This is a genomic window from Archangium sp. (assembly GCF_057119385.1).
In genome coordinates this window covers 37,158-60,703 of record NZ_DBNGVP010000017.1, presented here as the reverse complement: position 1 = coordinate 60,703, position 23,546 = coordinate 37,158, and the positions used below count along the sequence as shown (strand labels likewise).

Here is a 23,546-nt window from a genome sequence, read left to right as displayed (position 1 = left end):
TCCAAGGACCACCATGTCGCGGGTGGAGTGCTCCGGACAACCGCTCACTCGTAGTCGACTACGACCGGGGTGAGACAAATACACACACCACTCGTAGTCGACTACGAGTGGTGTCTCTTCCGGGGGCCTTGGGGGTGAAGGCGCGAAACCCCTCAGGCCGCGGACGGCCCACCAGGGGCTCAGCCCGCGGTGGGCGCGGGCGCCGAGCCGTGCGTCGCGATGAGACCGTACTGCCCGTCCTCCTTGCGCCGGTACACCACGCAGACCTCGTGCGTGGTGGCGTGCTGGAAGACGTAGAAGTCCTGGTTCATCAGGTTCATCTGCATCACCGCCTCGTCCACCGGCATGGGCTTCACGGTGATTTCCGAGGTGCGCACGATGCGCGTGGTGGACTGCGCGAGCTGCTCGGTGGCCGGCGTGCTCGTGGCGGGCTGCGCGGCGGGAGCGGCCTCGGCGGCCTCGTCCATCATCTCCTCGGGCAGCTCGAACACCTTGTGGCGCACCTTGAGCTGGTTCACCAACCCCTGGCGGTGGTGCACGCGCTCGCGCCCGTGGTGGTTCTTGATCTTCTCCTTGTACTTGCGCAGCTGCGCTTCGATCTTGTCCATCGCGAGATCGATGGACGCGTACATATCCTCGCTCTTCTCCCTGCCGCGCAGCACCCAGGAGCCGGAGTGGATGGTGATCTCCGCGTGGTGCAGGTGCCGCTCGAGCGACAGCACCACGTGGGCCTCACCGGCCCTGTCCAGGTACTTGTTCACCCGCTCGACCTTCTCCTTCGCGTACTCCTTGAGGGCATCGGACGAGCCGAACTGGCGGAAGGTGATGTTGAGCTGCATGCGTTGATTGCCTCCGTTGGGGGCTTGGAGTGAGACGACCGGAGCTCCGGTACAGATCAGAAACGCTCTGAAGGGCCGAATGCAACCCGCCCACTCGAAAGGACGGCTGATCGCACTGCACTCAACAGGCAATGTCGTCTTGACTTTCCAGCGCGACTGGACTCCTGACACACCCAGTACGAGCGGCGGAGCGACGGGGAATCCCTGGACGCGAAGCCTTGTTGCAGTTGTTACAGCGGGAGTTCCACCACGAAGGCCGCGCCCCGCCCGCCGGGCCCTGGCTCCACGTGCACACGGCCGCGGTGGCCCTCGACGATCTGCCGCACGATGAAGAGGCCGAGTCCCAGGCCGCCCGCGCGTGCCACGCCGTTCACCTGCTCGAAGCGCGCGAAGATGCGCTCGCGATCGGCCTCGGGGATGCCGGGCCCCTCGTCGCGCACCACCAGCCGCGCGCCCCCGGCCGTCCGCTCCAGCCGCACCTCCATGGGCTGGCCCCCCCCGTGGCGCAGGGCATTGGCCAGCAGGTTGAGCACCACCTGCTCCAGCCGCAGCCGATCGAAGCGCCCCACCAGCGACGGGGTGATGTCCGAGGTGAGGGACACGCCCGCGAGCCGCGCCTCGTCGCGGGTGCGCTCCACCAGCTCGGACACCAGCGCGGACAGGTCCCCCGTGGCGAAGAGGAAGTCCAGCTTGCCCTGGCGCATGCGGCCCACGTCCAGCAGGTTGTCCACCAGCAGGCTCGAGCGCCGCAGCAACCGCTCGATGGCCTCCAGCCGCGCCCGCACCCGGGGAGAGTCCAGCGGCGTGGTGCCCACGTCCGCCTCCAGCCGCCGCAACATCTGCATCTGCAGCAGCAGGCCGGTGAGCGGCGTCTTGAGCTCGTGACTGGCGAGCGACAGGAAGTCCTCGCGCACGCGCACCGCCTCCTGCAGGGCCAGCTCCGTCTCCTTCAGGGTGGTGATGTCGAGCATGGCGCCGCGCACCACCATGGGCCGGCCCTGGGCGTCGCGCATCACCGTGGCGCGGCTGGTCAGCCAGTGCCAGGTGCCATCCGGCCACCGGGTGCGGAAGGTGGACGTGTAGGACTTCACGTCATTGTGGAAGATGCCCGTGACCTGGGCCTCCACCTCCGGACGGTCCTCCGGGTGGAGCGAGGCGAGGAACTTCTCATGGGTCCACTCCGCGAGCGGCTCGGGGTAGCCGTAGAGCCGGTCATGCCCCTCCGAGCGGAACACCTGGCCGGTGGCGAGGTTCGTCTCCCAGACGGCCATCTGCGCGGAGTCGAGCGCCACCTGGAAGCGCTCGCCCAACAGCCGGAAGCGCTTCTCCGTCTCCTCCACCAGGGCCTGGGCCTCCTCGCGCTGGGTGATGTCGGAGGCGAGCACCCACAGCTCGTCGCGCAGGGGGACGACGGACACCTCCACCCAGGAGCGCGGCGGCAGGGAGGCGAGGAAGCGAGCGGGCTGGCGCGTCTCGAGCGCCGTCAACAACCGCCCGTGCAACGTCCTGCCCGCCAGCGAGGGCACCACCACCCAGGGCTCCTGGCCGAGCAACCGCTCGGCGGCCACGCCGAACAGCGCCACCGCCCGCGCGTTGCACTCGAGCACCCGCCCCCGTCCATCCAGCGAGAGGAAGGCCTCGGACATGTGCTCGAGCAACAGCCGGAGACGCTCGGCGGCCGGATGCGCGGAGCTGGCGGGGTGGGAAGGAGGCGCCTGGCCGGAACCGGGCGCGCTCGGAACGGAGGGCGCGCTCACTTCACAACGGTCGCTGGCACGGGCCGCCCCGTCAAGAACACAGCACCCGGAGTGAAGCGGAATCGACGGCAGGAGAGAGGGGACGCAGGCGCAACGCTGTTGTATGAGGGCACCCGCCCCCCCGGGATTGGCCCGCCGAATGGAAAAGACCCCATCCCCCCCGCCACCCTCACCCGTCGTGCTGATCGTCGAGGATGACGAGGCCAAGCGGTACATGCTCGCGCGCATGCTGGAGCTGGCGGGCTTCCGGACCCGGGAGGCCGCCAACGCGGCGGAAGCGCTCGCGCTCGCCCGGGAGGCGCCGGATGTGCTCCTGCTGGACGTGCGCCTGCCGGACCTGACGGGTTTCGAGGTGAGCCGCCGGCTGAAGGAGGACCCGGCCACGTCCTCCATCCCCATCATCCAGATGTCCGCCAGCTTCACCACCACGCAGGACAAGACGCAGGGGCTGCTCGGAGGCGCGGACGGCTACCTGGTGGCGCCGGTGGAGCCCGAGGAGCTGGTGGCCACGCTGCGCACCGTGCTGCGCACGCACGAGGTGGCCCGGGAGCGCGCGCAGCTGCTGGCGTCCGAGCGCGCGGCCCGCGCCGCGTTGGAAGCCGCCAACGCCCAGCTGCGCACGCAGGTGGACATCCTCGCCAACGTGCAGGACAGCATCATCGTGTCGGACCTGTCCGGCCGCATCACCTACTGGAACGAGGGGGCCACGCTGCTCTTCGGCTACGACGCCGCGGAGATGCTGGGCCAGTCGGTGGCGCTGCTCTACCCGAGCCAGGCCTCCCAGGAGCTGGCGAAGGGTCTCGCCGACGTCATCACCACGGGCGAGCGCTCGGGCGAGTGGCTGGGAAGGCGCAAGGACGGGAGCGAGGTATGGGTCAGCGTCCGCACCGTCCCCATGCGCTCGGCCCAGGGAGCGCCCACCGGCTTCATCGGGGTGAGCCGGGACATCACCGAGTTGCGTGCCCTGCGCGCCGACGCGCTGCACCGGGCGGAGCTCGCGCAACAGCTCATGGGCATCGTCAGCCACGACCTGCGCAACCCGCTCACCGCCATCACCCTGGCGGCGGAGTCGGGCCTGCGCAAGGAGGGCCGGGACGAGGCCGCCCAGGTGCGCCTGCTCACGCGCATCCGCAGCAGCGCCGAGCGGATGACGCGCATGGTGAGGGACCTGTTGGACTTCACCCAGGCCAGCATCGGCGGCGGCATCGTCCTCAACCTACAGCCCATCGATCTGCACGAGCTGACGCGGCAGGTGGTGGAGGAAGTGCAGTTCGCCCACCCCGGGCGCAAGCTCCGGGTGGAGTGCACGGGCGACGGCGAGGGAACGCTGGACGCCGACCGCGTCGCGCAGGTGCTGACGAACCTGTTGACCAACGCCCTCCAGTACAGCCCGTCCGATACCCCCGTGACCGTGCGCAGCATCGGCGAGGATGGGACGCTGCGGCTGTGCGTGCACAACCTGGGGACGCCCATCTCCCCCGAGGACCAGCGGCACATCTTCGAGCCCCTGCAACGCGGAGCGGACAGGACGGACAGCGCCCAGCGCAGCATCGGTCTGGGGCTGTTCATCGTGAATCACCTCGTGCGCGCCCACCACGGCGACATCCAGGTGCGCTCCAGCCCCGAGGAGGGCACCACCTTCCAGGTGCGCCTTCCTCGCCACGTAGGGGACGCCGGGTCCTCGAAGGACTGACCCGGCCGTCCCCTCGCCTCACGGACAGAAGCGGGTGTCCGCGTGCCGGCACGCGTGCAGGTTGCGAGGCACCTCGAGCCAGGAGATGTCCGGCGTGGTGTTCTTGCGCTCCCGCAGCGTCTCGCTCACGGGAGCCTGTCCCACGCCCGGCATCACCACCTCGTAGCGGATGCCGCCCGTCGAGGACACGGAGACGACCGCCGCCGGCTCCGGAGGCGGCGCGAACGCATCCAGCGTCTTGGCGGGCATGTACCCGAGCAGCCTGCCGTCCTTGTCCGTCACCCGGTAGCCCTCCGCCTGGTCCGGCATCCCGGTGATGACGTCCGCCTGCCACGAGCGGCTGATGTCCCCGCCCCCCGACAGCTTGCAAGCGGAGACGGTGGCCGACGCGGGAGGCGAGAAGCTCGGCCAGAACACGATGCCACCCAGCACGGCCGAGCCCGCCGCCGTCTTCTCCTGCAGGCCGCCATACCGGAGGAACCAGCCCGGCCCCTCCATCGTGCCCCGCGGGAGCGACGCGAGCGTGCTCGTGGGGACGTAGCGCTGAGGCCCCAGCTCCGGGTGCACGTACGTCGCGTAGGCGCTGTCCGGAAGGGTGACATCCACCAGCGAGCAGGCGACACCCGCGCCGCACGCGAAGGCGGTGTCCGTCACGCGCTTCTGGTCGAACGCGACGGCCTCGGTGGCGCTCTCGAAGTGGCGCTGCCAGCCGCCGTACGCGTGGAAGCCGAAGTAGCGGTTGTGCGGCACCTTGTCCGCGTCCGCGCCCAGGTTCAGGTCCCCGTGCGAGTCCGTGGGAAGCGTGGCCAGCGTGCACGACCACTCACCGCCCGCCTTCGCGCACTCGGCATCCGTGCTCGCGGGCGCAGAAGCTCCCGCCGCGGGGAAGTAGTAGGAGCCGCTGCCCAGCGCCGTGCTCTTGTCACACCGGATGCGCAGCCCCGTGAGCTCCATGCGCGCGGACGAGCACACCGGCGCCACCGAGCCCGTGAGCGCTCCCGTGTTCTTCACCAGCACCCCGTTGTCGTACTCGATGACGGACGTGCGCAGCAGACCGTTGATGTCCGCGGTGAGCTCCGCCTCCACGTCGCACTTCATCCGCACGCAGGCCAGCAGATCATCCGGGCCGCAGTTGGTCCCCTCCTTGGAGCGCAGGTGCTGCCGGTCTCCCGTGCCCAGGAAGGCACGCAGCCAGCCCGTCTCCGGCTGACGCACGGTGGAGGCGATGTGGAAGAACGGCTGCTTCTCGAAGTCCTTGCCACCACGCGCCATCTCCAGCGAGCGCGCGCCGAACCAGTTGTTCACCCGGCCATCGCTCCCGAGCACGCCCGGCGCATGGAAACGGAACGTCCACACCTGGCCTCCCATGTCACCTGCGACGAGCGTGTCGAAGAAACCATCCAGGTCCATCTGCACGCTCTCCGCGTCACCGATGTCCACCAGCGCGGGTGCCGCCGCGATGGGCAGCATCCGGTTGAGCACCTCCGTCGTGTACGCATCCGGCGAGGCCACACCGGGCCGCGCCTCCGCGGACCACAGCGTGTCACCCGTCCACGCATCCAGCATGTACACACCGCGGCCGCGCGACAGGTCCGTGCTGTACCCGCCGTTGAGCACCGCCACCCAGCGCTCCTCCCAACCGCGCGCATTGCTCTTCGCGAGCCGCACCGGGCCGATGGGCGGCGGCTTGGGCGCGAAGTTCGTCCACGACTGGCCCACCATGGCCGACTCCGGCTCGCACGCGTTGGGGAACATCCACCGGAAGGGCTTGCCGTCCGGCTTCAACATCTCGCGCGGGTTCGTCAGGTCCAACGCCGCGAAGCGCTGGCCCCCCGAGCGCTCGGTGAGGATGGCGAGCGTGTGGAACTCGCCCGCCTCCTTCACGCCGTTGCCCGTGGCGCCCGCCGAGCCGTCCGTCCAGACGTCGCGCACCATGGCCGTGCCGTCCACGAAGTACTCGTGACCGTTCATCATCAGCCCCAGCTTGGGCAGCAGGTCCGGCGGGATGAAGCCCCACAGCTCCTGGCCCGTGCCCAGGTCGTGCACGTCATCCACGGCGCTCGTCTTGTCCCGCGCGAGCGCCGTGCCCGCGTGCACGGCGTGCAGCATGCCGCCGTTGGAGCCCACCAGCACGATGCGCTCGCGCTTCGCGTTCGTCTTGCGGAACACGTCATAGGAACCGAACCGGCTCGCGCTGGAGCCGCGCGGTGGATCCATCGGCGTGGCCGCGTAGCAGGGCGTGCCCGCGGACGGCGTGGCGCACGACGTCTCGGACGACACCGAGGCCGTGAAGTCGTCGTAGAGCGTGGACAGACACTGGCCACTCAGCCCCAGCGAGCACAGGAAGGGCTCGATGGGCGGCTCCACCGTCACCGGCGTGGAGTGGAAGATGTCCGCGAGCTTGCACGAGCGCGACGTGCTGCCCGAGCACGGCCGGTCCTCGCCCGTGAGCAGGTCCCCGTCGTAGTCGAACACGTCCACGCCGCGCACGAAGCGGATGAGCGACTCCACGCACCCGGTCCGCTCCGCGGGCGTGCCCGTCCAGGCCTTCTTCATCTTCGCGAAGGCCACGGCGCAGAAGCCGTCCCCCGCCGACAGCAGGTACTCCTCCAGCTCGGCGCGATGGGCCACGTCGAAGGGCATGGGCGGGTTGTCCGCCGCCGTGAAGCGGCCATCCTTGTCACGGTCCACGAGCGTGAAGAGGCAGCGGCCTCCCGTGGGGTTGAGCGGATCCGCCGGGTCGCACGGCGCACTCGCGCTCCGCTGGCCGAGCGTCTCCGCCAGATCCCAGAAGGGCTGGGCCGGCGTGCCTCCCACCAGACGGCCATCGCTGGAGAGCGAAGCCGTCCGCACCTTCACCCAGACGCCCTCGGTGTTCTCCTGGACGATGTTGGCGCGCGTGAAGCTCGCGGGGTCCACCACCGCGCCCGGCGCGGGCGTGAAGCCCGCCGGCTTGTCGAGGAAGAAGGAGTCGTCGCAGTCCTTGTCTCCATTGAGATCGCGCGGGTCTCCCAGCGGGCTCCGGGCCAGCGACAGCTGGCAGCCCTGCGAGAACTCGCTGAAGAAGAAGAAGCGGTAGAGGTGGCCCTCGTAGGGACGGCCCCGGCGCGGCGTGAAGCGCGGCACGTACGAGGACTGCGAGCCTCCCGCCTGCACGCTCGCGACACTCGCGGACGAGAACGCCGTGGAGACCTCCTTCACGTCCCCGAGCGCGGCCATGAGCGCATCGCGCAGCTCTCCCGCGTTGTTCGCGCGGAAGAACCGGCCCTTGCCCGCCTTCGCGATGCTCTGGAGCATCGGGCTGTTGTCGCCGTAACCAATCGTGTACGTGCGCACCGACTGGTCCCCGTCGAGGTCGTCGCGCAGGTCCGCGTTGGCCAGGAAGAAGGCCACGTCGTCCATGAAGTTCTTGTTCGTCTTCGCCAGCCCCGTGGGCCAGTTCGCGTAGTCGCAGTCCTCCTTCGTCGCGCCGAACTCGTCGCAGTAGTTCACCCCACCCGGCGCCGGGTTCGTCTCCGGGCTGCTCGGGTCGAACGTGAGCGGCGTGCCGTCCGCGTGCTTCGCGCCCCGCGCCTTCAGCACCTCCATCATCTTCGTGATGGGCACCGTGTTGTCGTACCGGGGCGCGCCATCCGCCAGCACGATGATGGAGCTGGCCTGGCAGGCCGAGCACACGGAGCGATCCGTACCCGTGCCCTCCCACGGCTGCGTGTCCTTGAGCCACTCGTCCGGCGACTGCGCGCCCCACGGCTTGCCGTCCTTGCCCGTGAGCACGTCATCCACCGTGCCGCCATTGCAGCACCCCGGCCAGCCCCAGCCCGGGCTGATGGGGTTGGTGAACCACCTGGCCCACCGCCCGTCCACCTTCTGCGAGGAGAAGTACCCGCCCAGTCCGAAGAGCGCCTCGCCGATGGAGCGCTCGTCGTTGCGGAAGGAGATGGAGTTGATCGCCTTGCGCAGCTCCGCCCGCCCCAGCGCCGTCTCGTCCAGCACCGGCAGGGACTTGTCACACGAGGGCTTCAGCGGACGCAGCAGCACCGGTGGATCGAACCAGCCGTGGTCCGGGCCGAACGTGGCCACGCCCATGCGCAGGTCCACCGCCGTGGAGACCACGTCCTTGAGCACCTTGCGCGCCACCACGAACTTCGGCGGACGCACGTTGAGCACGCGGCCACTCAGCACCCACCTGCGCCGCGCCTCCACCGGCAGCGTCTCGCCCGCGGAAGGCGTGGGCGTGCTCGCCAGCGGACCTCGCCACCAGCCCTTGTCCGTCAGGCACTTCTGGCACTCCGCGTACACGGGCGAGCCCCACGGCTCGCTCCAGTCCAGGGCGTTGCCGCACACGTTCATCGTGTCCGTGAAGCCCAGCGTGCTCCGCATGTCCACCGGCAGCGAGTACGGGCCCTCCTCCACCTGCCACGCCAGGCGCCGCCCACGCGAGTGGTAGTACTTGTCCGGATCGAAGAAGTGCGTCTGCGTCGTGGAGAAGTCCGGATCCGCGTCGAACGGAATGGAGCCATTCAGCGCTGGATCCGCGCTCCCACGGTCGAACCACTTCATCGCGTCCACCAGCGCCGGGTCCGAGCAGCCCGGCTTCGAGGTGTCACCCACCTCGGGCAGGTACTGCGCGTACTCCTGCATGGACGCGTTGTTGCCCACCAGGAAGAGGGCGCCCGGCGGGCTCGAGGGCACCTCGAAGAACTCCTTGTCGCCTCCTCCCGAGGCGTTGATCATCGTGTCACCCAGCGCGGCCGCGCCCGTGCAGCACGCGGCCTTCCCGGGCACCGGCACACTGCCCGTGCGGCCAGGCAGGGCCAGCAGCCCCACGGCTCCAGCGGCCACCAGCCCCACCGCCAGTCCCACGCGACGGTTGAACCACCGCTTGCCCGCACGTCCCACTGCGTCGAAATCGATGCGCATATCCAGGCTCCCAGAGGACGGCCTCCCCCCACGGACTCCCTTCCACCTCGCATCCAGACAGCGTCGGGCCGCCCCCCTCCAGCAGAGTCCGGAGCCCTGACACCCCACACCCACCGTGAGGGTAAATGTGCCGTGGCATCGAATCCGCCCGGATTGAGGTCATAATGGGCCCGGCTCGGTGAGGACTTCCCTCGGCCCGGGGGATTGACATGGGCGGCCGGGCCCTTCTGGAGACCTGTTCATGCTCGCTCTGGCGCTCCCCGCACGTGACACCCTCCGCGTCCGTGCACTCCTGGCGGATACCCACCGGCTCGTCTGGGTCGTGGACGAGGCGGGACGGATGCAGGAGGCCTCACCCTCGTGGGCGGCCTTCACCGGCCAGTCCCCCGGTCAGATGATGGGCTGGCACTGGCAGCACGCCATCCACCCCGAGGATCGCGGTCCGTTGGACCCGGAGGGCGAGCTGCTCGGGCCCGGCAACTCCACGGGAGGGGAGCTCACCTTCCGCGTGCGCCGCGAGGATGACGTCTGGCGCGACGTCCAGGCGCGGGCACTGCCCGTGAAGGACGAGTCGGGCCGGACCGTGGAGTGGCTCTTCCTGGGCGAGGACATCACCGGGCACGCCAGCGCCGAGCACACCGCGGAGGCGCTCAACGAGAGCGAGGAGCGGTTCCGCTCGCTGGTGCAGACGTCGGCGTCGGCCATCTGGACCACCAACGCCCAGGGCCTGCCCGTGGAGGACGCACCCACCTGGCGGGCCTTCACGGGCCTCACGCTCGAGCAGTGGCTGGATGGAACCTCGTGGCTGGAGGCCATCCACCCCGAGGATGCGCCGGCCGCCCGCGAGGCCTGGAGGAACGCCGTCACCACGAAGACGCCGTTCGCCCGCGAGTACCGCCTCAAGCACGCCAACGGGAGCTGGCGCTGGGTCATGTCGCGCGCCGTGCCCATGTTCAACCTGGACGGCGAAGTGCGCGAGTGGGTGGGCACCAACACGGACATCTCCGAGCGGAAGAACGCCGAGGCCGAGCGCGACCGGCTGATGGCGGAGCTGGAGACGAACGAGCGGCTGCTGTCGGCCATCCTCGAGCAGATGCCCTCGGGCTTCCTGCTCGCGGGGCCCCATGGCGAGCTGACGTACGCCAACGCCCAGGCGGAGGCCATCTGGGGCCACGAGCTCATCCAGTCGCCGGACGTGCGGGGCTACGCGGCCTACCACCAGCACCGCCTGGATGGCACCCCGTACCCGCCCGAGGAGCTGCCGCTGGCGCGCAGCGTGCTGCACGGCGAGGTGGTGCGCGGCGAGGTGCTGTGGCTGCGCCGCCCGGACAAGGACAACCGCTTCATCAAGGTCAACTGCGCCCCCATCCGCGACGAGCGCAGCCGGACCATCGCCGCGGTGATGGTCTTCGACAACATCACCGAGGCCCGGCAGGCCGAGGAGCACGCCGCGCGCTTGCAGGTGGTCACCTCCGCCCTGTCCCAGGCCCTCACCCAGGCCGACGTGGCCCGGACGGTGCTGTCCGTGGCCGTGGGCGGCATGGGCGCCGAGGCCGGAGCCGTCTACCGCCAGCGCGCGGATGGCTCGCTCGAGAGCCTCCATGACGTGGGGTACCCGGAGCGCTTCGTCCGTCACGTGCGCGACCTGACTCCCGCGGCGAACAACCCCGTCGTCGACGCGGTGCGCACGGGCCGGGAGATCTGGCTGCGCTCCACCGCGGACATGCAGGCGAATTACCCGGAGATCGTCACCCTGCGGGCCTCCGAGCGGGACCATGCGGTGGCGGTGTTCCCCATGTGGGTGCATGGACAGTCCGTGGGCGCGCTCGTGCTGAGCTACCCCGACCCGCGCATCTGCGTCCCCGAGGAGCTGCAGTTCCTGCAGATGCTCGCGCAGCAGTGTGGCCAGGCCCTGGAGCGCGCGCGCCTGTACGAGGCGGCCGAGGCGGAGCGCCAGCGCGCCGAGCAGGCCAGCCGCCTCAAGGACGAGTTCCTCGGGGTGCTCTCGCACGAGCTGCGCACACCCCTGACGGCCATCCTCGGCTGGGTGCAGATCCTCCGCACGCGGCAGCTGCCCCAGGACAAGCGCGAGCGCGCCCTGGAGACGATCGAGCGCAACGCGCGGGCCCAGACACAGCTCGTGGAGGATCTGCTGGACGTCAACCGGATCGTCAGCGGCCGGCTGCGGCTGGACGTGCGCCCGACGCACCTGGAGAAGGTCATCGAGAGCGCGGTGGACGTGGTGCGCCCGGCCGCCGAGGCGCGAGGCATCCAGCTCCAGGTGTCGCTGGTGCCGCAGACGGTCTCCGTGCAGGGGGACCCGGACCGGCTGCAGCAGGTGGTGTGGAACCTGCTGTCCAACGCGGTGAAGTTCACGCCCCAGGAGGGCAGCGTGTCGGTGTCGCTCTCGTGGCGGCCCGCGCACGTGGAGATCCAGGTGCGCGACACCGGAGACGGAATCGCCCCGGGCTTCCTGCCCCACCTCTTCGAGCGCTTCACCCAGGCGGATGCCTCCTCCACGCGCCGCCACGGCGGACTGGGGCTGGGACTGGCCATCGTGCGCCACCTGGTGGAGCTGCACGGCGGCACGGTCGAGGCCCAGAGCGCCGGCAAGGGACAGGGCGCCACCTTCACCGTCCTGCTGCCCCTGGTGGCCCCCCGCCCGGACACGGCCGAGCCGGCCCGCGCCCTTCCCCAGCACCCGCCCCAGCTCCCCGCCGACTACCCGAAGGCGCTCCACGGGCGCCACATCCTGGTGGTGGAGGACGAGAAGGACACGCGCGAGCTGGTGGCCACGCTGCTCCAGGAGGGCAAGGCCCGCGTCTCCAGCGCGGAGAGCGCGGCCCAGGCGCTCGAGCTGCTGAACCGGGAGCCGCCGGAGTTGATCATCTCGGACATCGGCATGCCGGGGATGGATGGCTACGCGCTCATCCAGGAGATCCGCACCCGGGCCCCCGAGCAGGGCGGACGGGTGCCCGCCGTGGCGCTCACCGCCTATGCCCGTCAGGAGGACCAGGCCGCGGCGCTGCGGGCGGGCTTCGACTCGCACGTGGCCAAGCCGCTCGAGCCCGCGGAGCTGCTGTGGGTGGTGGCCACGCTGCTGAAGCGCTCCTGACGGTGCGGACTCCCCCCCTGCCGGTGGGCAGGGGGGCGAGTGAAGTCAGGCACGAGACGATTGCATCCATTTTCACGCGGCGGCTGTTCACTGCACGCTCCGGAGTTTCATGCGCAGGGCCCTGAAGCGGGCCCTCCTCCCGGGCATCATGCGCACCATCGGTCAGGGAGTCGTTGCCCGGCCATGGGGCCTTCGAGCGGCCGGTCATGAGGTCAGCCCACAGGAGATACGCTGGGATGAAGACGCCATCGCTGGAGAGGCCATCGACGTGAGCGGTCAACCCTGCAAGCTCCTCATCATCGCCCGTCATGCCGGGCTTCGCGCCGAGCTTCGTCAGTTGCTGGAGCAGGACACCGGGAGCCGGTACGAGGTTCTCGAGCTCGAGACCAGCACGGCCGCGGTGCACGCCCTGGAGGCTGGAGGGCTCGCGCCTGACTGCCTGCTCCTCGCCCATGAGCCGCCTGGCCTGGATGCGCTGGAGGTGCTGGCCGCGCTCCGGGCGGAGCGTCCTGTTCCCCCCTGCCCGGTCGTCCTCTTCCCGGCCGGCCCGGTGGACGGGCGCGACACCCGGCGAGCGGCACTGCGGGCCGGCGCCATGGAGGTCCTCGAGAGCAGCTCGCTGAATGCCCGGGCGCTCACCCACGCCATCGAGGACGCCATCGAGCGCTTCACCCCCTGGCGGACGGCGCGGGACGCCCATCGAGACGATCCCACCGGAAACAGCCGGGCGCAGCTCGAGGCCGTTATCGAGCGGAAGCACACAGAGGAGGCCCTCCGCCAGAGCGAGGCCCGCGCGCACCAGGCCGCCGCCAGGGCCGAGGCCGAGAGCCGCCTGCTGGACGCCGTGCTCGAGGCGGTGCCCACCGGCATCATCGTCGCGGACGCGAACGGCAAGCTCGTCCGGATGAACTCCGCCAATGCGCGGCTGTGGGGGCCCGCCCCCGCTTCCACGAGCGTGGACGAGTACCGCGAGTGGAAGGGCTGGTGGGCCGACGGCTCGGAGCGGCATGGGCGCCGCCTGGAGCCGGGTGAGTGGGCCATGGCCCGGGCCCTGGGCGGGGAGCTCGTCCCGGGCGACCTCGTGGAGCTCGAGCCCTTCGACGCACCGGGGACACGCCGCACCATCCTCAACTCCGCCGCGCCCGTACGGGACGAGGCGGGAAGAATCCTCGGCGCCGTGGTCGCGCAGATGGACATCACCGACCGCGTCCAGGCCGAGGCGGCCGTCCGGAGGAACGAGGAGCGGCACCGGCTCGTCAGCCGCGCCACCAACGACGTCATCTGGGATTGGGATCTCACCACGAACCGGCTCGAATGGAACGAGGCGGTGCGCGCGCATTTCGGCTGCACGCGGGAGGAGCTCGGCCCCACCATCGAGGGCTGGTACGGCCGCATCCACCCCGAGGACCGCGGCCGGGTGGTCTCCGGCATCCACGCGGCGATCGACGGGGGCCAGGACTCCTGGAGCGACGAGTACCGCTTCCGCAGGAGCGACGGCTCCTACGCCGCCTTCCTGGATCGCGGACACATCGGCCGCGACGCCTCCGGCAAGGCCATCCGCATGATCGGCTCCATGCTGGACCTGACCGAGCGCCACCGCACCGAAGCCGCCCTGCGCGAGAGCAAGGAGCGCTTCGAGGCCCTCGCCGACAACATCTCGCAGCTCGCCTGGATGACGGACGAGACGGGCTCCATCTTCTGGTACAACCAGCGCTGGTTCGACTACACGGGCACGACGCACGAGGAGATGCAGGGCTGGGGCTGGCAGAAGGTGCACCACCCGGACCACGTGCAGCGGGTCACCGAGCGCTTCGTGCGGCACATCGCCTCGGGCGAGGTGTGGGAAGACACCTTCCCGCTGCGCAGCAGCACGGGGGAGTACCGCTGGTTCCTCTCGCGCGCCCACCCCATCCGGGACGGCTCGGGCCAGGTGCGCCGCTGGTTCGGCACCAACACGGACATCACCGCGCAGCTCGAGGCCGAGGAGCAGCTCAAGGAGGCCCTGCGCTCGCGCGACGAGTTCCTCTCCATCGCGAGCCATGAGCTGAGGACGCCGCTCACGTCGCTGAAGCTGCAGATGCAGATGACCCAGCGCCGCATCGAGCGGGGGGACGCCGCCGCCTATGAGCCGGAGCGGGTGAGCAGGCTCGTGGAGCAGTCGAACCAACAGCTCGCGCGGCTCACGCGGCTGGTCGGCGACATGCTCGACATCGCGCGCATCCGGACGGGACGCCTCGGCCTCGAGCCGGTCCCGGTGGATGCCGTCGAGCTCGTCCGCGAGGTGATGGAGCGCCTGGGTCCGCATCTGGCCGAGGCACGCACCCCCGCCACGCTGGAGGCCCCGGAGCGGCTCGAGGTGGAGTGGGACCGCTTCCGCATCGAGCAGGTGGTGACCAACCTGCTCACGAACGCCATGCGCTATGGCAATCACCAGCCGGTGGCCGTAAAGCTGCGGCCGCGGGAAGGACGCGTGCTGTTGAGCGTGGAGGACCAGGGGCTCGGCATCGCGAAGGAGAGCCAGGAGCGCATCTTCAACCGCTTCGAGCGGGCCATCTCCGCGAGCGACGTGTCGGGGCTGGGCCTGGGGCTCTTCATCAGCCGGCAGATCGTGGAGGCCCACGGCGGCCGCATCTGGGTGGAGAGCGAGGGCCCGGGCCGGGGCTCCGCGTTCTTCGTCGAGCTGCCCGTGTTCCCCGACGTCAACCCGCTGAAGCTCGGAGGCCCGGAGCTGGGTGGGGCCTCGCGCCGCCCGAGCGTCAGGGCGTGAGCGGGTGGGGATGCCCGAGCCCCTGTGAGGCTCGGGCCCCCTCTCCCCCAGCATTCACCTCATGTCGCGCGGTAGCGCGTGCGGTGGATCGCCCTGAGCAGCAGGAGCAGGACACACGCTCCCACGAAGGCGACGATGATGGTGGACACGATGCCGCTTCCGGGTGCGCCGATGCCAAGTGCCCGGAAGAGCCAGCCACCGATGAACGCGCCGACGATGCCGACGACGATGTCTCCCACGATGCCGTAACCGCCGCCCACCACCGCCGAGGCCAACCAGCCCGCGATGAGGCCGACGACAAGCCAGATGACGAGTGTTTCGATGGTCATGAGAAGTACCCTCGAGTGCGAGTCCCCCTACAAGTAAGCACCCGAGCACGCGGAGCCGAGGGGACAGGCAGCCAGGAGAGCGTCACTTCGGCCGGCGATGCTCCACCCCCGAGGGACCGGCCACCACCAGCTCGGAGGTCAGGCCGATGAACAGGCCATGCCCCACGATGCCGGCCCGGGCCTCCAGCCGCGTGGCCAGCTGCTCCGGCTGCTCGAGGGGACCGAACGCGCAGTCGAGGATGAAGTTGCCCTGGTCCGTCCGGGAGAGCGCCCCGTCCCGCCCCCGCCGCGGGGTGATGCGCGCGCCGAGCCCCTCCAGGAAGAGCGCCTGCGAGCGCCAGCCGAAGGGCAGCACCTCCACCGGCACCGGCCAGCGCGTCCCCAGCCGGGGCGACAGCTTGCCCGCGTCCACCACGATGAGGACCCGCCGGCTCGCCTGGGCGACGATCTTCTCGCGCAGCAGCGCCCCTCCCCCGCCCTTGATGAGCCGCAGCGCCGGATCCACCTCGTCCGCCCCGTCGATGGTGAGGTCCAGCACCGGGTGCTCCTCCAACGTGGTGAGGGGCACCCCCGACGCGCGCGCCAGTTCCTCCGTCCCCACCGACGTGGGCACGCCCACCACGTCCGTCAGATTCCCCTCGGCGCGCAGGGCCGCCAGCCGGTGCACCACGAAGGCCGCGGTGCTGCCCGAGCCGAGCCCCACCACCATGCCCGGTTGGATGGACTCCACCGCCCGCTCGGCGGCCTGGCGCTTGTAGCGGGCGACGTCTCCCTCTCCGGTCGTGGACATGGCGGACACTCCCTTCAGATCTGCACCGCGCCCGTGTCCAGCAACGTGGCGGGGTGGGTGGGGCTATTTCGCGAAGCGGCGGAAGAAGCTGGTGTCGTTCCAGTGGGGGCGCTCAGGGGCGTTGGCCACGGTGCGGGCGAGGCCGGCGAGCAGCCGGACGAACTTCGCCGCGCCCTCCTTGTCCACCGGCTGGGCCAGGTCATCCGAGGGCGCGTGGTAGCGCTCGGAGTACCAGCCGCGCAGCGTCTTCTCCTCGGGGGAGCCCGGCACGGCGCCGAACTTGAAGGCCAGCGCGGGCACGCCCTCGCGGATGAAGGCGTACTGGTCGCTGCGCACGAAGCCCATGCGGTTGGGCTGCGGGTCCGGCAGCACCGTCACCCCGTGGGCCGCCGCCACCTGCTCGAGTGACGCGCCGAGCGTGGACTCCTCCTGGCCGTACGCCACCACGTGGGTGAAGGGCACGAGCGGCAGGAACATGTCCATGTTGAGGTCCGCCAGCAGCCCCGCCGCCGGCACGGTGGGACGGGCCGCGAAGTACTTCGCGCCCAGCAGGCCCTTCTCCTCGCCCATCACCAGCGCGAAGAGCACCGAGCGCTTCGGCTTCTCCGGCGAGGCCTGGAGCGCCCGCGCCACCTCGAGCACCGCCGCCACGCCCGAGGCGTTGTCCATGGCGCCGTTGTAGATGCGGTCCCCCCTCACCGGCTCGCCGATGCCCACGTGGTCCAGGTGCGCGGAGATGACCACGTACTCGCTCGCGAGCTTCGGATCGCTCCCGGGCAGGATGCCCACCACGTTGGCGGCCTGGACCGGGGAGGTCTCGAAGGCGACCTCGGCCTTCAGGCGCGAGGGCAGCTCGAACTTCGGCAGGGGCTTGTCCGCGTTCGCCAGCGCGACCAGCGCGTCATAGGTGTGCGGCGCGCCCGCGAACAGCTTCTGCGCGTGGGCCATGTTGACGACGACGCTCAGCTTCAGCCCCTGGTCATCGTTGAGGGCGGGGTCGGCGAACATCATCGCGGGCTGCTTGCGCGCCCCGGCGGCCCGCTCCCAGGGGACCTCCACCAGCTTGGGGTTCTGCAGCATGACGATTCCCACCGCCCCCGCCTGCTTCAGCGCCTTCACCCGCTCGCTCGTGGAGCCGTGGTGGGCTCGCAGCGCGCCCGAGACCTTCTCGGGGCCTCCCTGGAGGACGACGGCGATCTTCCCCTGGAGGTCCACGCCCGCGAGGTCCTCGTGACCGGCCTCGGGGATGGTGAGGCCGTAGCCCACGAACACCAGGGGGGCATCGACGGAGCCCGCCTCGCCCGTGCGGGAGGAGATGATGGCCTCCTTGCCGAGCGTCAGCCGCGTCTCCTTGCCCCCGCGCACCAGGGACAGGCGCGAGCGCTCCTCCACCAGCCGGCGCGACACCAACGCCACCTCCTGGAGGTAGCTCTCGCCGGCTCCGGGCTTCACTCCGGCGGCCGAGAGCTGCTCGGTGACATAGGCCGCGGCCTTGCGATAGCCCTCGCTGCCCGTGTCGCGGCCTTCCAGCGAGTCGCTGGCGAGGAACTCCACGTGCTTCCACCAGCTCGCCCCGGTCGGAGCGGGTGCTTCGGCCTGGGCGGCGGAGGCGATGAGGGCGAGCGCGGCGAGGAGCGGAGTACGAGGAGAACGGCGCATGGAGGACTCGCTTTCGGCCCGGAGGAGCCCGGGCACGGAAAAAACGGCGCGGCCCCCAACACCCGGCCGGGCGGATCATTTCCGGCGACTCGCGCGGGTGCACCCCGCGCCCGCGTGGAGTGGTTCTGGGGTGCCGCCGAGGCCGTTGAGCTGTCAGCCGTGTCCTTGTGACGCCGTCCTCCCGGGGGGTGTGATCCAGGCCACAGCGGCCGAGCACTCGCGGAGGTAAGAGGGTGGATGACCATGCCCTCGGGGCGTGGCCTTCCAGCGACTGGACAGCCGCTGAACCTCGAAGGAGCAGCCGTGGCACACCGGGCGGGGTACACCCTTCACGAGCAACTCCACTCCAGCCAGCGCTCCACCCTCTTCCGCGCCACGCGGCTCAGGGACCAGTGCCCGGTCATCCTCAAGCTCACCACCAGCGACTATCTCGACCGCCGCCGCACCCTGGAGCTGCGCCGCGAGTACGCCATCGCCCGCCGTGTCGAGGGTGACGGCATCCTCCGCGTCCTGGGCCTGGAGGAGTTCCCCGACCGGGCCGCGCTCGTCCTGGAGGACTTTGGCGGCATCTCCCTGCGCCACCTGCTGGACGAGCGCGGGCCCCTGGAGGTGAGCACCTTCCTGGACTTCGCCGTGCGCATCAGCGCGGCCCTGGGGCACATCCACCAGCACGGCGTCATCCACAAGGACATCAAGCCCCACAACATCATCGTCAACCCCACCACCGGCGAGCTGAAGATCACCGACTTCTCGCTCTCGGTGGGGCTGTCGCTGGAGGCCGTGACTCCCGAGCTGCCCACGCACCTGACGGGCACGCTGGCCTACATGGCGCCCGAGCAGACCGGACGCATGAACCGGGGCGTGGACTCCCGCGCGGACTTCTACGCCCTGGGCGCCACCTTCTTCGAGCTGCTCACCGACCGCCGCCTCTTCATCACCCACTCGCCCCTGGAGTTGCTGCACGCGCACGTGGCCCAGGTGCCGCCCTCGCCCCGAGAGCTCAACCCCGAGGTGCCCGAGCGCGTCGCGGCCATCATCCTCAAGCTGCTGTCCAAGGCGCCCGAGGAGCGCTACCAGAGCACCTGGGGCCTCATCGCCGACCTCGAGCAGTGCCAGCGCCAGCTGCGCGAGGGCGGCTCGCCGCCGTCCTCTCCCCTGGGCCTGGCGGACCAGCCCCACCAGTACCGCCCGCCCCAGGGACTGCATGGGCGCGACGCGGACGTGGCCCTGCTCACCCGGATGTATGCGCGCGCCGCCGCCGGCCGGGGCCAGTTGCTGCTCATCTCCGGCCCGGCGGGCATCGGCAAGTCCTCGCTCGTCAACGAGCTGTACCGCGTGACGGCCGCCAGCCGCGGGCGCGTGGCCATGGGCAAGTGCGACCAGCTCCTCCACAGCGAGCCCTTCGATGCCGTCCAGCAGGCCCTGCAGGACCTGGTGCGGCAGACGCTCGGGGCGGGCGAGGCGGAGACGGCCCTCATGCGCGAGCGGCTCCAGGAGGTGCTCGGGGCGAACCTCTCCGCCCTCGTCGAGGCCGTTCCCGACACCCGCGCCCTGGTGGGCGAACAACCTCCGTCCCTCCCGCTCTCCTCCTCCGAGTCCAGGAACCGCCTCAACCTCGTGCTCGCACGCACGCTGCAAGCCTTCGCCACACCCGAGCATCCACTCGCGCTCTTCCTGGATGACCTCCAGTGGGCCGACACCGCCACGCTCACGCTGCTGCGGAGCCTCGCCCGGGATACGTCCTCCCAGCACCTGCTGCTCGTGGGCACCTACCGCGATGCGGAGGTCTCCCCGGAGCATCCGCTCTCCCTCGCGCTCGACGAACTGCGCGCCACCGGCACTCCCTGGGAGCAGCTCCACCTGGCGCCGCTCGGTCTCAAGGAGGTCGCCCGGATGGTGTGCGAGAGCACCTCCGTGGAAGCCGAGCGCGCGCTGGAGCTGGCCCGCCTCATCCACGCCTGGACGGGCGGCAACCCCTTCTCCGTCAAGACGTTCCTCCGCTTCCTGCACGAGCGCGACCTGTTGCGCTTCGACCCGCGCAGCCGCCGCTGGGAGTGGGACCTCGCCCGCATCGAGTCCCAGGGGCTCCCGGAAGACCTGGCCGCGCTCATGGTGGCCGAGAGCCAGCGGCTGCCCGAGGACACCCGCGCCCTGCTCCAATCCGCGGCGTTCCTGGGCGTGACGTTCGGCTTCCATGATCTCATGGTGGCCCATGGAGCCTCGGCGGCGGAGACGGCACGCGCCCTCTGGACGGCCATCGAGCGCAGGCTCGTGCTCCCGCTCGGCAAGGACTACGTGCTGTTGGACCCCCAGGGCGGCGCGGTGGATCCCACGGAGCTGGACGTCTCCTTCCGCTTCCAGCACGACCGCGTCCGGCAGGCCGCCTACTCGTTCGTCCCCGAGAACGAGCGCACCGCGCGGCACCTGGAGGTGGGCCTGCGTCTGTACGAGGACGCCCGCGCCACGAAGACGCTCGACGAGCGGATGTTCACCATCCTGCCGCACCTGGGCCACGCGCCCGAGCGCATCGGCCCGGACGCGCTGCGGCTGGAGCTGGCCGACCTCCACCTCGCGGCGGGACGCCGGGCGAAGAGCTCGGGCGCCTACCGCACCGCCTGTGAGCTCTTCCGGACCGGTGCCGGACTCATCCCTCCCGCCGACCTCGAGCAGGAGCACGAGCGGACCTTCGCGCTGCGGAAGGAGCTCGCCGAGTCCCTCTATCTCACGGGGGAAATCGAAGCGGCGGCCTCCGGCTTCTCCGCCCTGCTCGCCCAGGCGCGCACCCCGGCCCAACGCGCCAGTGTCCTCTGCCTGCAAGCCATCCTGAGCACCCTCAACGACCGGCATGCCGAGTCCCTGGAGCTCGGCCTCGAGGGTTTGCGCCTGCTCGGAATCGACATCCCCTCCGAGCCCGAGGACGCCACCCTGGCCGTGGAGCTGCGGCGGGTGGAGACGGCGCTGGAAGGCCGGCACATCGAGTCGTTGCTCGACCTGCCCGCGATGAGCGATCCCACCGCGAAGCTCGCCGCCGAGTTGCTGGGCGCCATCGTCATCGCCTCCTACTTCGTCTCCCAGCGGCTGCTCGTCCTGCTGACGCTCCGGCAGGTGCGGCTGAGCCTGGAGCACGGCAACAGCCGCTTCTCGCCCTATGGCTACGCCGCCTATGGCTTCGTCGTCTCGACGCTCCGCGACGACCCCGCCACCGGCCGGCGCTTCAGCCTGCTCGCCCACGAGCTCGCCACGCGCCTGAAGGATCCGATGCAGCAGGCCCGTGCCCTCTACATCCACGCGGGCTACATCGAGCACTGGACGAAGAGCGCGCGCACCGGCATCCCCCAGCTCGCGCAGGCCTACAAGGTCCTCCTGGAGAGTGGGGACTGGCAGCACGCGGGACATTGCTTCACCTTCCTGTCCTGGCGGCGGCTCGCCCTGGGAGAGTCGCTCCAGGAGGTGCTGGCGGAGAACCAGCGCTTCATCGAGCAGATCTCCGCCCAGAAGGACACCTCCAACCTCCAGGTGCTCCGGACCTTCCGGCGGGCGTTGCTGCAGCTCACCGGGGCCCCGGAGGAGGAGTCCTCGCGGGAGCCCCTCCCCACCCGGCTCGGGGCCGCCGCCATGGCCTATATCTCCCAGGTGCAGCTGGAGCAGCGGTACCTGTTCCGCCAGCACGAGGAGGCGCTCGCCCTGGCGCGGGAAGGCGCGGTCTACATGCGCGCCATGCCCGGGGCCTTCCTGCTGACCACGCACGCCTTCTATTCGGCGCTGAGCGCGGCGGCGGTGTACCCGGGTGCCAGCGAGGACCGGAAGCAGGAGCTGCTGGCGGCCCTGGAGCAGCAGCGGGCGTACCTGGAGAAGTGCGCCCAGCGCGCGCAGGAGAACTTCTCGCCCTACCACCTGCTGGTCCGCGCGGAGCTCGCCCGCGTGAAGGGGCAGCACGTCGAGGCCCACACCCGCTACGAGGAAGCCATCGCCGCCGCGCGCGCCAGCGGCTTCACCAGCGTGGAGGCCATTGCCTGTGAGCAGGCCTGCCGCTTCCAGGCGGAGCTCAACCGTCTTCCCCTCGCCTCCGCCTACCTGGTGGAAGCCCTCAACGCCTACGAGCGCTGGGGCGCGGCCGGCAAGGTGCACCTCCTCGCCGCCGAGCAGGCCCACCTCCTCCATGCCTACAGCTCCAGCCTCCGGGCCTGGGACCACAAGCTCCAGCAGGCGGGCCTCTCGGAGCTCCCGTCCAACCCCGACCTGTCCAGCACGGACTCACTGGCCGAGGTGCTCGACGTCTCCTCGGTGATGAAGGCCTCCCAGGCCATCTCCAGCGAGCTGCACTTCCCCCAGCTCGCCGCCAACCTCATCGACATCCTCATGGAGAGCACCGGCGCCCAGCGCGGCGTCCTCGTCCTCCAGCGCGAGGAGGACTTCTTCGTCGAGGCCTCCGGCGAGCTGGGCCACGGCAGCGCTCCCCTGCTCCCCGTCGAGCGCATGGCCCAGAGCGGCGCGCTCTGCCACACCATCGCCGAGCTGGTGCTCTCCACCGGCACCCACCTGCTCCTCGACGATGCCTCCTCCCAGGAGCCCTTCCGCTCCGAGCCCTACGTCTCCCTCCACCACGTCCGCTCCGTCCTCTGCGTCCCCATCCTCCACCGCAAGCAGCTGCTCGGCCTCGTCTACCTGGAGAACAACCTCACCGCGGGCGCCTTCAACTCCAACCGCCTCAAGGCCGTGGGCATGCTCCTGGCCCAGGCCGCCATCTCCCTGGAGAACGCCGGCCTCTACCGCAAGCTCGAGAAGTCCCACCGCACCCTCGAGCACCGCGTCCAGGAGCGCACCGAGCAGCTCCACTCCAAGAACGCCGAGCTCCAGGGCGCCCTGGAGAGCCTGCGCGCCATGCAGGCCCAAATCATCACCCAGGAGAAGCTCGCCTCCCTCGGCTCGCTCACCGCCGGCATCGCCCACGAGCTGAAGAATCCCCTCAACTTCGTGAAGAACTTCTCCGAGCTCTCCCTGGAGCTGCTCCAGGAGCTGCGCGAGTCGGTGCAGAAGCACGAGGACCCCGGCTCCCTTCTCCAGGAGCTGGAGCAGAACCTCACCAAGGTGTGTGAGCACCAGCAGCGCGCCAGCGGCATCATCAACGGCATGCTGCGCCACGCGCGCAACAACCGGGGCGAGCGCCGGGCCATCTCCATCAACCAGCTGGTGGAGGACGCCGTGCGCCTCGTGGACCATGGGTTGAGGGCCCGGCGCCCTCCGCGCCACGTGGCCTTCGACGTGGCCTTCGACGACACCGTGCCCCCCTGCCACCTGGTGCCCGAGGACCTCAGCCGCGTCATCCTCAACCTGCTGGACAACGCCTGCTACGCCGCCCAGCAGAAGGCGGACCGCGACACGGACGGTCAGCCCCGCTTGAAGGTCTCCACCCACTGGACGGGCAACGAGGTGGAGATCCGCGTGCGCGACAACGGCAACGGCATCCCCGCCTCGGTGCGCAACAAACTCTTCACCCCCTTCTTCACCACCAAGCCCACCGGCGAGGGCACCGGGCTGGGCCTGTCCCTCAGCCACGACATCATCGTCGTCACGCTCGGCGGCAAGCTGCGCGTGGAGTCCGAGGAGGGGCAGTACGCCGAGTTCACCGTCGTGCTTCCCGGTGAGCTCGCCCGTCCCCGGCTCCGGAGCTGACGTC

General features: G+C 70.6%; 10 protein-coding genes. 4 read left to right on the top strand and 6 right to left on the bottom strand.

What is annotated here, in order from left to right:
• Nucleotides 1-179: 179 nt before the first annotated feature.
• Nucleotides 180-839: a ribosome hibernation-promoting factor, HPF/YfiA family gene (gene hpf, locus AC16DP_RS04130; protein ID WP_329732433.1), complete on the bottom strand. Its 660-nt coding sequence runs from the start codon at nt 837-839 to the stop codon at nt 180-182.
• Nucleotides 840-1,069: 230 nt separating this feature from the next.
• Complete coding sequence (locus AC16DP_RS04125) at nt 1,070-2,596, bottom strand: sensor histidine kinase (RefSeq protein WP_329732432.1); 1,527 nt, start codon at nt 2,594-2,596, stop codon at nt 1,070-1,072.
• A 139-nt stretch (nt 2,597-2,735) separates the two neighbouring features.
• Between AC16DP_RS04125 and AC16DP_RS04120 the strand changes: the two genes are divergently transcribed.
• Complete coding sequence (locus AC16DP_RS04120) at nt 2,736-4,289, top strand: sensor histidine kinase (protein ID WP_329732431.1); 1,554 nt, start codon at nt 2,736-2,738, stop codon at nt 4,287-4,289.
• An 18-nt stretch (nt 4,290-4,307) separates the two neighbouring features.
• Here the strand turns inward: AC16DP_RS04120 and AC16DP_RS04115 are convergent, their stop codons facing one another.
• Nucleotides 4,308-9,209 (bottom strand): pilus assembly protein, encoded by a 4,902-nt coding sequence (locus tag AC16DP_RS04115; protein ID WP_329732430.1) that lies wholly within the window; start codon nt 9,207-9,209, stop codon nt 4,308-4,310.
• A gap of 241 nt (nt 9,210-9,450) precedes the next feature.
• Here AC16DP_RS04115 and AC16DP_RS04110 point away from each other — a divergent pair, with 241 nt between their 5' ends.
• Together AC16DP_RS04110 and AC16DP_RS04105 are read left to right on the top strand one after the other, a co-directional pair.
• The gene (locus tag AC16DP_RS04110) at nt 9,451-12,324 is read left to right on the top strand and encodes a PAS domain S-box protein (RefSeq protein WP_329732429.1); all 2,874 of its coding nucleotides are present in this window, start codon (nt 9,451-9,453) and stop codon (nt 12,322-12,324) included.
• 268 nt (nt 12,325-12,592) lie between these two features.
• Nucleotides 12,593-15,091 carry a PAS domain S-box protein gene (locus tag AC16DP_RS04105; RefSeq protein WP_329732428.1) on the top strand — a complete coding sequence of 833 codons (2,499 nt, stop codon included), beginning with the start codon at nt 12,593-12,595 and terminating at the stop codon, nt 15,089-15,091.
• A gap of 59 nt (nt 15,092-15,150) precedes the next feature.
• On the opposite strand, the gene AC16DP_RS04100 is transcribed toward AC16DP_RS04105, so the two are convergent.
• The 3 genes from AC16DP_RS04100 to AC16DP_RS04090 form a co-directional block, all read right to left on the bottom strand.
• Nucleotides 15,151-15,420, bottom strand: a complete 270-nt coding sequence (locus AC16DP_RS04100) for a GlsB/YeaQ/YmgE family stress response membrane protein (protein WP_329732427.1) — start codon at nt 15,418-15,420, stop codon at nt 15,151-15,153.
• An 82-nt stretch (nt 15,421-15,502) separates the two neighbouring features.
• A complete protein-coding gene (rpiA, locus tag AC16DP_RS04095) occupies nt 15,503-16,210 on the bottom strand; it encodes a ribose-5-phosphate isomerase RpiA (protein ID WP_329732426.1) in 708 nt (235 codons plus the stop codon).
• Between the two features lie 63 nt (nt 16,211-16,273).
• Nucleotides 16,274-17,869 (bottom strand): M20/M25/M40 family metallo-hydrolase, encoded by a 1,596-nt coding sequence (locus AC16DP_RS04090; protein WP_329732425.1) that lies wholly within the window; start codon nt 17,867-17,869, stop codon nt 16,274-16,276.
• Between the two features lie 303 nt (nt 17,870-18,172).
• On the opposite strand from AC16DP_RS04090, the gene AC16DP_RS04085 reads away from it, so the two are divergent.
• Nucleotides 18,173-23,542 carry a trifunctional serine/threonine-protein kinase/ATP-binding protein/sensor histidine kinase gene (locus AC16DP_RS04085; RefSeq protein WP_329732424.1) on the top strand — a complete coding sequence of 1,790 codons (5,370 nt, stop codon included), beginning with the start codon at nt 18,173-18,175 and terminating at the stop codon, nt 23,540-23,542.
• Nucleotides 23,543-23,546 lie beyond the last annotated feature (4 nt).